A 14,131-nucleotide genomic window follows, 5' to 3' on the forward strand; every position below is an offset into this window, starting at 1 on the left:
TCAGTGGCTTAGCCCAACATGATTTAAAACTCAATTGAGCGGAAGTATCCATACATTATAGCTTCAAAAAAAATGCGAAAAAAATATCAACTTTTTCGCATTTTTTTTTGGCTCAACTGAGCCTTAAATCCTATGATGTTACCAACAAAGAAGTTGATGAATCTTTTTCCAAATCTATCAATAGCGACCCAACTCCAACTGTTTTATTTTTATTTTTAATATAGCTATTCACTTCTTCAAGATCGACAAATTTTATTGAATTATTATCTGACTTTAATCCTTTAACATTATCTCCAAAGTCTCTAATCCAATTTAAGATTGATACATTACTTACGTCTAAAATTCGACCTATTGAACGAAATCCTAAACCCTCTAAATACAGTTGTAATGCCTTTCTTTTGGTTGCTCTTGAATATTCTCCAGAACGATTTTCAACTGTGTAGTTATAGCCACATTCTTTGCATTTGTATCTTTGTAAACCCTTTGCAAATCCATTTTTCACTCTATCTGTGCAATTACATTTTAAACATTTCATAATTTTTTTTAGACAAAGATAATAAATCAATACTAATTTAGCAATGCCCATTTGTTAAATAAATATTATAATTGCTTGTTTAAATATTACAGCAAAATAGTAATCAGAAACTAATCAGTGTACACAAAAGCAATAGTTTAAACGGATGAAAAAAATCACACCTTAAACATCTGTCCGAAATTTGGGGAGTATTATAGTAATTGGTGGATGCCCCTTATACAACAAAAAGTTTCAGCTTACTATTAATACAGATATCTGTGGCAATCGGTACAAATGGACGTCTTCCATTCTTCTTCTATATCAACAGGATGTATAAAATCCAGTGAATCATCAAAGGGAACGGAAACTAGATTTTCATTCAATCCTTGTTGTAAGATGGTATGACATAGATTGCAATCCCTTCGAATTAACTTTCCATTTTCTGCTTTATGATTGCCATCGTGACACCTGAAACAGCCATTGTATTCAACGTGTCCAAGATGATTTGGATAAGTATCCCAACTGGATCCCATTTTCGGGAAGTTATTCGCAGTATATGCATCTATTATTCCTTGTATGCTATGTTTGATTAATTGCTGTTGGTGAGCAAAAAATTCAGGGTAATTATTTCTGCACGATTCATTAATTGCATTTGCAATAATTGCCCGAGCCGTATCATAGTTGTCATAGGAATCAGTAAATAGCTCCATTGCTATTTTCTTTATCTCTGGAATATCAGATGATATATCACCTTTAGATATTGCATTATCAATATAATCTTGAGGTGTCAAAAACTGATGTGATGGCCTATTATGACAATCCATGCAGTCCATTGTTCTGGGAGAGCTGGTGTTTATAGTCTCTTCATCCATAGGATCTTCTATGTCATTATATACTGTAGTATCACCAGTTTCCAAATTAATGTATTTTACCCATCCGATATATTCACGGTCTGGAGTTGATTCAATGTATTCTATTTTAATATTTCTGTTTATATGCCAGTGAATTCCCTCGCTATTTCCTTGTGAGCCATGTGATGGACCGATTTTCATTAAATATGAAATATTCCATTGCGTATTGAGGCTATCCGCTAAATAATGAATCTCGTTACGAATTCGATTAGGATAAAATTTCTCAGGCCAGTGACACTGTTCGCAAGTTTCCCGGGCAGGTCTAAGGCTGGTTATTGGAGTTGGAATGGGTTTTGGGTATTTGTCGAATAAAACTGCATAAACCTGATATAATCCTGACATCTTCGATTTAACATACCAATCGGCACCTGGGCCAACATGACATTCAACACATTTCACGTGAGCATGAGCAGAAGTTTGATATGTAGAATATTCAGGTTCCATAACCTGATGGCAGAGCCCTCCACAAAATCGATTTGATTCAGTATAATGGAAAGCTTCATAACTGCCAATACTTGTTAAAATCAGGAATAATATTGTTCCTACAACAAATATTATTGCAGCGTTTCTGTGCTTAGGGTTATTCATATCAATAACCATATGTGTAGGAGTTATTTCAGATTTGCCTTGTTTGATTTTTCGCACTCTCATTAACATGCCAATAGGAATCAAAACAAGACCAAGAATGAGAAGTCCGGGGAATAACATATATAATAGTAAACCAATATAAGTTCCACCATCCATAAAAAAGGATGTGAGTATATAAATAAATAGAATTAGTAAAAGACTAATAGCAGTAATTATTGTTCCTACATAGGAAGTTCGATTGTAATAGGATTCTGGTAATTTCATAGTTATTTGTAGTTTAGTTTAGTAATTTAATTTTCATATAATTCATTATTATTTAGATTGATATACTTTTCAAAATATCTCAGAAACCGGCGTTTTATTATTGCCACTTCCATTCGTAATATTAGTATGTGCAATGTTTCTTATCATACCGTTGAAAATAAAAAAGTGAAAAGGTAAAGTTATTCCCCAATACATTCTACCAAATACACCCTTAGGTCGGAAAGTAGCAATTTGATGTAATACATTGTTCTGATCAATTTTAAACTCAAGCCAAGCTTCACCTGGAAGTTTCATTTCAGCAAAGAGTAAAAGTCTATTTTCTTGTCTGCTATCGTAAATAACACGCCAGAAATCAATGGCAGCACCTACATGAATATCAGTAGGATGCTTCCTCCCCCTTGAGAGTCCTACACCACCTACCAATCGGTCGAAAAATCCTCTGATTTTCCATAGCCAGGTAGCATAATACCAGCCTCTTTCACCGCCTATTGACCAGATATTCTCAACAACTTGTTCTGGGTTTTCGACTTTAATTGACTTTCTGTCCATATAACAACCAAACTGTGGAACTTCAATATGCTCTGAAAGCTTTAAACTCAAATTTGAATCGTGTACTGGATCTTTCCAACTTGATATTACCATATTTTGTTTAATCTTAACAAAAGCACTCTCTATGGCCTCTTTGTAAGAAATGGGATGAATATCAAGAAGCTTTTCAAGATCATTATTTTTACAAACTACCTCATGTTTCATGCTTTGAACCAGATTGGTGGCTAAGCGAAAAGTGGTGGATGTAATAAAGAAAAGCCAGTAAGAAGAAAAGCGAGTTGTCATAATTGGGACTGTAATAATTCTTCGTTTTAATTTTCTTACACTGGCATATTGCAATAACATTTCCTTGTAGGTAAGGATCTCAGGTCCACCAATATCAAACGATTGGTTCATGCACTTTTCATTAAAAAGGACTTTTGAAAGATAAGAACTTATGTCTCTAATGGCTATAGGTTGAGATCTCGTAAGTACCCATTTGGGAGTTATCATCAAGGGTAATTTTTCAACTATATCTCGTATAATCTCAAAAGATGCACTTCCGGATCCAACAATAATTCCTGTTCGCAATACCGTAATATTGTAATTTCCTGAAACAAGGATTTTTTCGACATTTTTTCTTGAAGCAAGATGATTTGAAAGTTCAGCTTGATTTACAATTCCGCTAAGATAGATTACATGCTTTGCACTTGTACGATTAATATAATCCCTGAAATGCAGTGCACAGCTCGATTCAAGATTGTAAAAACTGTTGGCAGAAGCTTCCATTGAATGTATTAGGTAATAGGCTGCATCAATATCAAGTGGTAAAACTTTTAAAGACTGAGGGTCTAAAAAATCTACTTCAATAATTTCTACCTTTTGTAAAATACTTGAACTTACATCAAGTCTTCTTTTATCTCGAACACAGCATATGACTTTATAATCCAGATTTATTAGAACAATCAATAGTCTTCTTGCTACATATCCTGTAGCTCCTGTTAATAATATCCTCATTAGTTTTTCAGCTCTTTATAATTGTTATTTTTATGTCTTGGAATTGTCTTTTTTTTGAGTTTTGTTTGATTTTAGAGATTCCCTGTTTATTTTCCTTCTCCTTCCAAAACCCTCGAATTATTAAAATAAATCGGTAAATCCTACCTAATAAACCCAGCAAATTCAGTAATAATTTCGTAATTTCATCTTTATTAATTTATAAAATATGTAAAGATAAAAAAAGAAATGAATTTCTGTAATGAATGGTCTGAAATATTTAGCAAAATGCAAAAAATGCTTTGGGCGAGCAATCAAAATTGAAAAACTCTCAAATGAAAATAATCAATTTCAACATTTACATGAAATTCAGAAAACAAACCAGATATTTAGTTTCCTCCCAAAATCCGCAAATTATTAAAAACAAATAAGCCAAATCCTTCACTATAAGTCTGCTGGCTTGGGTTTAGTTCAATCCCGATTTTTCATCGGGATTCAGTAATTTTATGCTGTTTTTATATTCTTAAGAGTTATCACCAGTATTTATTTTTTCAAATAATAGTGTTTCATCTTGAGATATTTGTTTTATCATCATTAATGTCAATATAGCTGCAATAATGTCCAAAAAGTCCGAAACCATATAGGCTTGAGTGGAAGTTATCATTTGTTCAATTGTATCATCTTTGAAGATTGATTTAAGAGCAAATTGTCCAACATAGTTTGCTATTAAAAACAGTGCCAACCAAAATTCAAGAATTGTCTGTTTTGAAGCCGACTTATATTCAGGAAGTATCTCTGTCAATATATTTCTTGTCTTCTTTACAATTTCTTTTGTTATTTTATAAGGTCTATAAAGGCTAACTATTGGAATACAGAAACTCCAAACTGCCATAGTTTCAGAATATTCGAGGTTTATAACCGGAATTCTGTGGAGATTTCCGTACGCTCGCCTAAACCAGTTAAGAAATAACACTATTGAGACAATGTATAATCCAGATTGTAGTATGCCAATTACGCCCACTATTAAGTCATTAAATTCCGCTTCTTGGTAGCAATAAATTCCACCATCTCTTATCCTTTCAAGTAAATCAAATTCATAATAACCCAATATAACTGCAATTAGATTCACGATACAAATCCCCCAAAAAATATTAATTATCAGTTTTGCCCTTCTTGAATTGTCTTATAATTCAATTCTGTCAGTATCTTGGTTTTGTATATGTTCCATATTATTGTTTATATTAGTGGTTGGAGTAGAGCCTGATAGCCTATTCATATTTTTTCCCACAAAAAAAAGAAAATTATTGAGTCCTAATAAAATTAATTATCAATATTTCGGCAAGATTGACAAAAAGAAGTACATTTGCAGAAAACAATTTGGAATGGTTAAAATTGGTGTTTTAGGAGCAGGCTTTTTAGGAAGAATTCATATTAATCTTCTAAAAAAAATTGCAGATTTCGAACTTGTTGGTTTTTACGACCCCGATAAAAAAAATACTGAAAAAGCTATCAGTGAATATAATGTCAAATCCTTCGAATCTATTGATAGTCTGTTAGATGCAGTAGATGCAATTGATATTGTAACTCCAACCGTTTCGCATTACGATTGTGCAGTGAAAGCTTTAAAAATGTCGAAACATATTTTCATCGAAAAGCCAATTACAAACACATTAGACGAAGCGGCCAGCCTTCTGAAACTCACAAAGGAAGCCGGAATAATTGTACAGGTTGGACATGTCGAAAGGTTTAATCCGGCATTTATTGCTGCCAAACCCTACCTCAAAAATCCGATGTTCATAGAATCGCACCGATTGGCACAATTCAATCCTCGCGGCACGGACGTTCCTGTAGTTCTGGATCTTATGATTCACGATATTGATATTGTTTTGAGCCTGGTTAAATCTAACATAAAACGAATAAGTGCAAATGGTTTGGCGGTTTTGAGCAATACTCCAGACATTGCAAGTGCAAGAATAGAATTTACTAATGGTTGTGTTGCAAACCTTACAGCAAGCCGTATTTCGATGAATAATATGCGTAGAAGCAGATTATTTCAAAAAGATGCCTTCATATCATTAGATTTTTTGAACAAAAAAACTGAGGTTTTTATGATTAAGAAAAAAAATGGCAATAAAACCAATACTTTTCATATGAATATTGACCTTGGGAACGACAAAGGTGAGAAAATCATTTATATTGAGAAGCCCAAAATTATTGAAAATAATGCCATAGAAGATGAGTTAATTGGCTTTTATTCAGCTATTAAAAACAAAACTACTCCTTTGGTTTCTATAGATGATGGTTATTCTGCTCTAAACATCGCACATTCTATTCTCGACAAAGTTAAGTCTTTTGAGGATTTGAAGATTTGAGCATTTGGAGGAAGCATTTTTTAATAATCAAATTGTGAGCTAATATAGCAGCGTATAGAATTTTAATTTGAAAAGTATTTTTATTCGTTATTTGTAAAATAAATAGTGATTATGGAAAGTAGGAATTTGATTTTAGAATTTAGCTTTAAACCTGAAACAACGATTTTAGATAATTTGAAAAGTATCAGCAATATTTTTCAAAAACAATAATCACTTCAAATCACAAATGTTGACAAATCCCAATATCATGATTTATAATACTCACATTCACATTTTTAAAACAGAAGATATTCCTGTTAAATTTCTTCCCTTGAAGTTGGTTAGATTTTTTGCGTCAAAATCAGGCTCGTTTTTTGCCTCCAAAATCCTGAACAATATAAATCCATTCTCAAACAAAGACATTTTCGATAGATACAAAAAATTTATGAGTATTGGGAATTTAGATTCGCAAGAAGCAATTTTTGACGAATGCCAGAAATTTTATCCCCCCGATACAAAATTTGTGGTTTTGCCCATGGATATGGCATTTATGGAAGCCGGAAAAGTTATCAGACCATATGAAAACCAAATTGAAGAACTTGCAAAACTTGCACAAAAAAATGAAAAAATTCTTCCATTTCTCCATATTGACCCTCGACGAAAAGGAATTTTCGATTTTCTGAAAAAGTGTGTCGAAGATTGGAATTTTAAAGGTATAAAACTTTATCCACCGCTTGGCTATTTTCCTTACGATAAAAGACTGTATCCTATTTATGAATATTGCGAAAACAACAATCTGCCGGTAATTAGCCATTGCAGTCCGTACAATTCTGTGCATTTCAGAGGAAAAAAAGAAAACTTGTTTAAATTGCTTTCTGAAGCTAAAATCAAGATTGAGACGGAAGGGAAAAACAATAAAGAATTATGTTATTATTTTGCCCATCCGAAAAACTACGAATATGTTTTAAAAGATTTCATGAAACTTAAAATAAACCTTGCTCATTTTGGCTCAGACTATTTTTGGGACAGGTTTTTAGATTCGCCTAAAGAGAAAGAAAATTGGTTTTCGATAATCAGAAATATGATAGTTGAATATGAAAATTTATATACAGACACCTCATTTACTCTGAATAATCAGAACTACTTTTCTTTATTTAAAGTTTTGTTGGCAAACCAAAAAATAAGAGATAAAATTTTGTTTGGCTCCGACTATTACATGGTTGAAACTCAAACGAATGAGAGAAGGTTTAGTTTAGATTTACGAGCCTTCATAGGGGAGAATAATTTTAATATTATAGCACGAAAAAATCCAAAAAGGTTTTTAGGCATAAAATAAAAGTGAATAAAGAATAAATGAAATTGCGAATTTTCTTTTTAGTGAAATATTCATTTTTTTGGATATTTTATTTCATAATAATGAAAGCCATTTTTTTGGCATACAATTATTCACTTACAGCTGAATTGCCTGTAAACGACATTTTTCTGATTTTTTACCATGGCTTAAAAATTGATTTTTCTACCATTGGCTATTTTCTAATATTCCCAAGTTTACTGATAATATTTTCAGTAGTTTTTTCTAATATTCATTTCTTAAAAATCATAAAAATATATAGCTTGCTGCTGATAATTCTGGCAACCATTCTCACAGTTATCGATATGGAATTGTATAGAAACTGGGGTTTCAGACTCGACAAAACGCCCCTGCAATACATTTCAAATCCGAAAGAAATGATGGCTTCAACTGATTTGTTGTTAGTAATACTTTTAAGTTTGGCAACAATTTTCATTAGCTTTATATTTATACTGATTTACAATAAATTACATAAGGCAAAAATTGCAAAAGTTAAAGTAAGAAAGACACTAAATATAACGTTATTGATAATCATTTTCTTCAGTCTGATAATCCCAATTCGAGGAGGCTTTGGCGTTTCTACTATGAATATTGGAAGCGTATATTTTCATAAAAACCTTTACGCAAACCATGCAGCAATAAATTTGGTTTGGAATGTAATCTACTCTCTTACAAAAACTTCCGATCTAAATTCCTTTAAGTTCTTTGAACCAAAAAAAGCAACAGAGATTTTTGAAAAACTTCATTCCAATAATGACATTGATGAAAAAATTACAAACTCAAAAAATCCAAATATTATCATAATTATTTTAGAAAGCTTCAGTTCTAAAATAATTGAACCATTAGGTGGAAAACGTGGAGTTACTCCTAATTTGAATAAATTGTGCAACGAAGGGATATTGTTCAATAATTTTTATGCTTCGGGCGACAGATCTGATAAAGGAATTGTATCAATTTTGAGTGGTTTTCCGGCTCAACCGACTAATTCAATAATTAAATTTGCAAACAAAACACAAAACCTTCCATTCTTGAGTAAAGATTTAAAAAAAGTTGGATATAAATCAACATTTTATTATGGTGGCGACTTGAATTTTGCAAATATGCGATCATATTTTGTGAATGGGGAATTCGATGAAATTATAGACAAATCCAGTTTCAGAAAAAAGGACAACAATTCTAAATGGGGAGTTCATGATCATATTGTTTTCGATAAATTATATAAAGATATTGTTAGTTCAAAAACTCAATTCTTTAAAGTGATTTTCACTTTGAGTAGCCACGAACCATTCGATGTTCCATTAAAATCGGAATTTGATGGCGAAGATGAGGGTAGCCGTTTTTTAAATTCAGCCAATTACACAGACAGATTTTTAGGAAATTTTATCAATAAACTAAAACAAACTGAAAAGTGGGATAATACACTTATAGCAATAGTTTCCGACCATGGAAGCAGATTGCCGAACAATACGCAATACTATGAATTGGAAAAGTTCAAAATACCTTTTCTATTGATAGGAGGAGCTATCACTAAAGCATCGACTGTAGTTTCAACAATAGCCTCTCAGACCGATATTCCAAAAATAATTTTGAATCAACTTGAAATTCCTTCAGAGAAATATTTGTTTAGCAAAAGCTTTTTTAATACCGATCCTTCATCATTTGCATTTTTTTGCTTTAACAATGGTTTTGGATTTGTTACTGAAAATTCTCAAATTGTTTACGATAATATTGGAGAAAAATTAATTCTCGATCAAGGTATCGCATCTGAAGAAAACCTAAGAAACGGGAAAGCATATCTTCAAGTTGTTGAAAGTCATTTCAATAAGCATTAATTTCCAGGCTTTCAGCTCAATTGCTTTAGCCGGGTTTTCAATTAAAAAGTATTTGCCTGAAATTCAAACCCTAAGTTTCCCAAACGGGAACAATATAGTTATCATTTTTTATAGGAATCATTCTCAGGTTTTGTTCAGTAAGGCAAAACTTTATATCCTTTTCAAGAAAATGTCTTTTAGAATTTAAACGGGGCGAGTTTTCAATCACGAATTCGAAAAGATTATTTTTCGCAGTTTTATAAATATTTCTGACAAGATTGGCAGAATCACCATCAGAAGTAAAATATTTGCTTTCAATAAGATAATCAACAATTTTTCCTGCAAATGCAGAATCCTCAATGTTTATCTTGTTTTTCCAACCCGAACAAAGCAAGAGAACATCCATGTTTTTCTGAATTAGCCACTCACACAAAAATTGGAAATTTAGCATTGAGCCTAATACAAGAGTATTGTTTTTAGCAACAGTTTTTATAGCTTGCGTTCCATTAGTGGTGGTCATTGCCAAGGATTTACCTTTAAGTTTTTCAGTCATAAAATCGTATGGCGAGTTTCCCAAATCAAAATCTTCCAATTTGTAGCTATCTCGTTCGCCTGAAATTAGAAATCCGCCTTTTTTATATTCTAAAGCTTCAGCTATGGTTTTCACCGGAAAAACTTTCTTAACACCATTTTCAAAAGCCACACAAATACTGCTTGTAGCTCTAATAATATCAATCACAACAACTATTGCATTTTCATTTTCATGCAAATGATATAATTCCGGCGAAAGGCAAACGTCTATATTTTTCATGATTTTTTCGAATTAAAGTCCTATTTCTCAAAAGTAATAACTTTTAGGGAATATAATCCCTAAATTTACAAATTGTTGTCAATAAATTAGAATGTCAATCTTATAAAGCAGATTTGTTTTTATTAGCTCAAATGGTACGACTTAACTAATTTCATGCCAAGCTACAATTATATATCAAAATTTCACCCACGAGGATGAAAACTAATAATTGCATCTCTAAGATATTCACGGTCAAGATGTGTATAAATTTCTGTTGTAATTATTGATTCGTGCCCAAGCATTTCTTGCACTGCCCGCAAATCGGCACCTCCTTCAATCAAATGGGTTGCAAACGAATGCCTGAAAGTGTGCGGACTGATTGCTTTTTCAAGACCAATTTTCTGTGCCAATTGTTTGATTATGGTAAAAATCATCACTCTTGTTAGCTTGTTTCCTCTCCTATTCAGAAAAACGATATTCTGGCTGTCTTTTTTAATATCAAGTTTATTTCTATAATTTTCTATGTACAAAATAATTTCCTTTTTTGCAATCTCTCCAATTGGGACGAAGCGTTCCTTTTTTCCTTTTCCTGTAACTTTTATGTAGGATTGTTTGAAAAATAAATTCGAAATTTTTAAGTTGGTCAGTTCCGAAACTCTTAGGCCACAGCTATATAAAGTTTCAATTATTGCTTTGTTTCGCTGACCTTCCGGTTTGCTTAAATCTATAGTAGCAAGTAGTTCATCAATTTCTTCCACAGCCAAAACTTCAGGTAGCTTCATCCCAAGTTTTGGTGCTTCTAACAAACTACTTGGATCTTTTTCAATCTTTTCATCGAAAATTAAATATTTAAAAAAAGACTTGAGGCTTGAAATTATTCTGGCTTGAGTTCTTGCACTAATTCCCATTTTAGCAAGCCATTCAATGAATTTTTCAAGATCTGACAATTCTATCTCCTTGGGTTTTTTATCCTTTTTTGATAATTCTAAAAAACTATTAAATTTCTTGATATCACTGATATATGCACTTATGGAATTATGAGATAAGGCTCTTTCCAGCCTAAGAAAATTTTCATAATTATTTATTTCAAAATCCCACATATTCAAATTTTTAATTTCCAACAAAACTATTAATTAATTATGAGTTATGAATTTTGTATCAATAGCAATTTGTAATTAGAAATTAGAAATTAGTATTTCTATCTTTGTAAAAATATTATTGAAAATTTGAAAACTAAATTTGAAAACATATGTTAATCTATTTATACTTAAAATGACCTGAAAACCAAGTAATTCACAATTTTTAATTTATAATTCATAATTTATAATTCATTTTAAGATTTTGGCAAAGAGCAATAAACCGGTTCAAACACCTTTGATGAAACAATATAACAATATCAAGGCAAAACACCCTGATGCAATATTGTTGTTCAGAGTTGGCGATTTCTACGAAACATTTTCGGAAGATGCAATTAAAGCTGCTGATATTTTGGGAATTACCCTAACAAAACGGGCAAATGGTGCAGCTCAATTTGTAGAACTTGCCGGATTTCCTCATCATGCTTTAGACACATATTTGCCGAAACTTGTGAGAGCCGGACAAAGAGTGGCAATTTGCGAGCAGCTTGAAGATCCAAAACTTACAAAAAATATTGTAAAACGAGGTGTTACAGAATTAGTTACGCCCGGAGTTTCTCTCAACGAAAATGTGTTGGAGCACAAAGAAAACAATTTTTTAGCCTGTGTTTATCTCGACAAAAACTATGGTGGAATTTCTCTTTTAGACTTATCGACCGGTGAATTTTTACTTACTGATGGCAGTTTCGAATATATTGATAAACTTTTGAGTAGTTTCAAACCTAAAGAAATTATTTTTGACAGACAAAAAAGAAAAGACTTTACTCAACTATTTGGAAATAAATATTATACTTATCCGCTTGATGAATGGGTTTTTAATTTTGACTCGGCAAATGAGAGATTGAATAAACACTTTAGTACCAAATCATTAAAAGGTTTTGGTGTTCAGAATTTAAAATATGGAATAATTGCAGCAGGTGCTATTCTGCATTATCTTGATTTGACAGAACACAGAGAAAATCAACAAATTACCACTCTTTCAAGAATAGAAGTAGATCGTTTCGTATGGCTCGATAAATTTACAATCAGAAATCTTGAGCTTTTCGATTCCTTGAATGATGATGCAAAAACCTTGATAGACATTGTGGATAAGACAATTTCACCAATGGGAGCACGAATGTTGAAACGTTGGATTTCAATGCCTCTGAAAGATATTCAACCAATTAGTGAAAGGCTAAATGTTGTTGAATATTTTAATGAAAATGAAACTTTAAAACTTTCTGTAGAAGAACAAATTCGTCAGATAGGAGATATTGAGCGAATTATATCGAAAGTGGCAGTAAATCGGATTTCTCCGAGAGAAGTTTTGCAACTTAAATTTGCACTTTCGGCAATTGAACCAATAAAAAAAGCTTGTCAAAATTCTTCAGATTCTACTTTACAAAAAATTGGCGAACAACTAAATCCATGTATTTCAATAAGAGAACGTATCGAAAAAGAACTTAGCAACGATCCACCCAATCTTATCAGCAAAGGAAATATTATTAAAACTAATGTTTTGGAAGAATTGGATAATTTGAGAGAAATTTCTGGCTCAAGCAAAAATTTTATTCTTAAAATTCAAAATCGTGAAATCGAAAAAACTGGTATTAGCTCACTAAAAATTAGTTTTAATAATGTATTCGGATATTATATAGAAGTAAAAAACACACATAAAGATAAAGTGCCACCTGAATGGATTCGTAAACAAACTTTAGTTAATGCCGAAAGGTATATCACCGAAGAATTGAAAGATTATGAAACAAAAATCCTTACTGCTGAAGAAAAAATTCATGAAATTGAAATTCGTCTTTTCAACGACCTTGTTCTAGGCATTAGCGATTTTATTGTCCCAATTCAGCTTAATGCAAATCTGATTGCAATAATTGATTGCCTTTTATCGTTTTCTACTATCTCAAAAAACAACAATTATTTCAGACCGGAAATTAATGATTCAGTCGAAATTTTCATAAAACAAGGCAGACATCCTGTAATAGAAAAGCAACTACCGATTGACGAAGAGTATATCCCAAACGATATTTTCATAAATAACAACGACCAACAAGTTGTAATAATTACAGGTCCGAATATGGCAGGAAAATCTGCACTTCTTAGGCAGACTGCCCTGATAGTTTTGATGGCTCAAATAGGAAGTTTTGTTCCAGCTGTTGAGACAAAAGTTGGGATAGTCGATAAAATTTTCACAAGAGTGGGTGCCTCAGATAATATTTCGCTTGGCGAATCAACTTTTATGGTTGAAATGAATGAAGCTGCAAGCATCCTAAACAATTTGTCCAACAGAAGCCTTATTTTGTTCGATGAGCTCGGAAGAGGGACAAGCACCTACGATGGAATTTCTATAGCATGGGCAATTGTAGAATACATTCATGAACACCCAAAAGTGAAAGCAAAAACTTTGTTTGCTACACATTATCATGAACTTAACGAAATGGAGAAGTCGTTTTCGCGAATAAAAAACTATAATGTAGCCATCAAAGAATTAGATAAAAATATCATTTTTCTGAGAAAATTGAAGCGTGGAGGTAGCGAACACAGTTTTGGAATTCACGTTGCAAAAATGGCAGGAATGCCAAAAAGTATTGTTAAACGGGCAAACGAAATTTTAGGACAATTAGAAGGAAATCAAAAAGAGCAAAATCTAAGCAAACCAACCGAAGAAATTTCTAAAAATAGGGAAGGCTATCAACTAAGTTTTTTTCAATTAGACGATCCGATTCTTGAACAAATTAGAGACGAAATTCAAAAAGTTGATATAAACAACCTAACGCCTATTGAAGCTTTAAATATGCTCAATGAAGTAAAAAAACTGATTGGAAAAGAAGAGAAGAAAAAAAGAAGGAGGACTTAATAAATTATTTCAGATTATCATATTAGCAATTTCAAAAAATGCATTA

At 32.0% G+C, this 14,131-nt stretch carries 10 protein-coding genes; 4 read left to right on the forward strand and 6 right to left on the reverse strand.

Going from position 1 to position 14,131, the window contains the following annotated elements; all coding sequences use genetic code 11:
• Positions 1-130: 130 nt before the first annotated feature.
• The 4 genes from HN894_06165 to HN894_06180 all read right to left on the reverse strand — a co-directional run bounded on the left by HN894_06165 (position 131) and on the right by HN894_06180 (position 4,906).
• Positions 131-535 carry an IS1 family transposase gene (locus HN894_06165; GenBank protein ID MBT7142904.1) on the reverse strand — a complete coding sequence of 135 codons (405 nt, stop codon included), beginning with the start codon at positions 533-535 and terminating at the stop codon, positions 131-133.
• 242 nt (positions 536-777) lie between these two features.
• Positions 778-2,283, reverse strand: coding sequence for a cytochrome C (locus tag HN894_06170; protein ID MBT7142905.1), 1,506 nt, complete (start codon positions 2,281-2,283; stop codon positions 778-780).
• Between the two features lie 63 nt (positions 2,284-2,346).
• Positions 2,347-3,822 carry an SDR family oxidoreductase gene (locus HN894_06175; GenBank protein MBT7142906.1) on the reverse strand — a complete coding sequence of 492 codons (1,476 nt, stop codon included), beginning with the start codon at positions 3,820-3,822 and terminating at the stop codon, positions 2,347-2,349.
• A 499-nt stretch (positions 3,823-4,321) separates the two neighbouring features.
• Positions 4,322-4,906 (reverse strand): DUF4328 domain-containing protein, encoded by a 585-nt coding sequence (locus HN894_06180; protein MBT7142907.1) that lies wholly within the window; start codon positions 4,904-4,906, stop codon positions 4,322-4,324.
• A 274-nt stretch (positions 4,907-5,180) separates the two neighbouring features.
• Here HN894_06180 and HN894_06185 point away from each other — a divergent pair, with 274 nt between their 5' ends.
• The 3 genes from HN894_06185 to HN894_06195 all read left to right on the forward strand — a co-directional run bounded on the left by HN894_06185 (position 5,181) and on the right by HN894_06195 (position 9,332).
• On the forward strand, positions 5,181-6,170 hold the full coding sequence (locus HN894_06185; protein MBT7142908.1) for a Gfo/Idh/MocA family oxidoreductase: 990 nt from the start codon (positions 5,181-5,183) through the stop codon (positions 6,168-6,170).
• 247 nt (positions 6,171-6,417) lie between these two features.
• On the forward strand, positions 6,418-7,485 hold the full coding sequence (locus HN894_06190; protein MBT7142909.1) for an amidohydrolase family protein: 1,068 nt from the start codon (positions 6,418-6,420) through the stop codon (positions 7,483-7,485).
• 17 nt (positions 7,486-7,502) lie between these two features.
• On the forward strand, positions 7,503-9,332 hold the full coding sequence (locus HN894_06195; GenBank protein ID MBT7142910.1) for a sulfatase-like hydrolase/transferase: 1,830 nt from the start codon (positions 7,503-7,505) through the stop codon (positions 9,330-9,332).
• A 70-nt stretch (positions 9,333-9,402) separates the two neighbouring features.
• Here the strand turns inward: HN894_06195 and HN894_06200 are convergent, their stop codons facing one another.
• Together HN894_06200 and xerD are read right to left on the reverse strand one after the other, a co-directional pair.
• The gene (locus tag HN894_06200) at positions 9,403-10,122 is read right to left on the reverse strand and encodes a 2-phosphosulfolactate phosphatase (GenBank protein MBT7142911.1); all 720 of its coding nucleotides are present in this window, start codon (positions 10,120-10,122) and stop codon (positions 9,403-9,405) included.
• Positions 10,123-10,304: 182 nt separating this feature from the next.
• Positions 10,305-11,201: a site-specific tyrosine recombinase XerD gene (gene xerD, locus HN894_06205; GenBank protein ID MBT7142912.1), complete on the reverse strand. Its 897-nt coding sequence runs from the start codon at positions 11,199-11,201 to the stop codon at positions 10,305-10,307.
• A gap of 277 nt (positions 11,202-11,478) precedes the next feature.
• Between xerD and mutS the strand changes: the two genes are divergently transcribed.
• A complete protein-coding gene (mutS, locus tag HN894_06210) occupies positions 11,479-14,085 on the forward strand; it encodes a DNA mismatch repair protein MutS (GenBank protein ID MBT7142913.1) in 2,607 nt (868 codons plus the stop codon).
• Positions 14,086-14,131: the final 46 nt, after the last annotated feature.

The organism is Bacteroidota bacterium, assembly GCA_018692315.1.
Classification (GTDB): Bacteria; Bacteroidota; Bacteroidia; order Bacteroidales; family JABHKC01; genus JABHKC01.

Bases quoted from the DNA above. Each gene is read 5' to 3' on its own strand.
- HN894_06165 (MBT7142904.1), bottom strand. From the start codon at position 535: ATGAAATGTTTAAAATGTAATTGCACAGATAGAGTGAAAAATGGATTT.
- HN894_06175 (MBT7142906.1), bottom strand. From the start codon at position 3,822: ATGAGGATATTATTAACAGGAGCTACAGGATATGTAGCAAGAAGACTA.
- HN894_06185 (MBT7142908.1), top strand. From the start codon at position 5,181: ATGGTTAAAATTGGTGTTTTAGGAGCAGGCTTTTTAGGAAGAATTCAT.
- HN894_06190 (MBT7142909.1), top strand. From the start codon at position 6,418: ATGATTTATAATACTCACATTCACATTTTTAAAACAGAAGATATTCCT.
- HN894_06195 (MBT7142910.1), top strand. From the start codon at position 7,503: ATGAAATTGCGAATTTTCTTTTTAGTGAAATATTCATTTTTTTGGATA.
- HN894_06200 (MBT7142911.1), bottom strand. From the start codon at position 10,122: ATGAAAAATATAGACGTTTGCCTTTCGCCGGAATTATATCATTTGCAT.
- xerD (MBT7142912.1), bottom strand. From the start codon at position 11,201: ATGTGGGATTTTGAAATAAATAATTATGAAAATTTTCTTAGGCTGGAA.
- mutS (MBT7142913.1), top strand. From the start codon at position 11,479: ATGAAACAATATAACAATATCAAGGCAAAACACCCTGATGCAATATTG.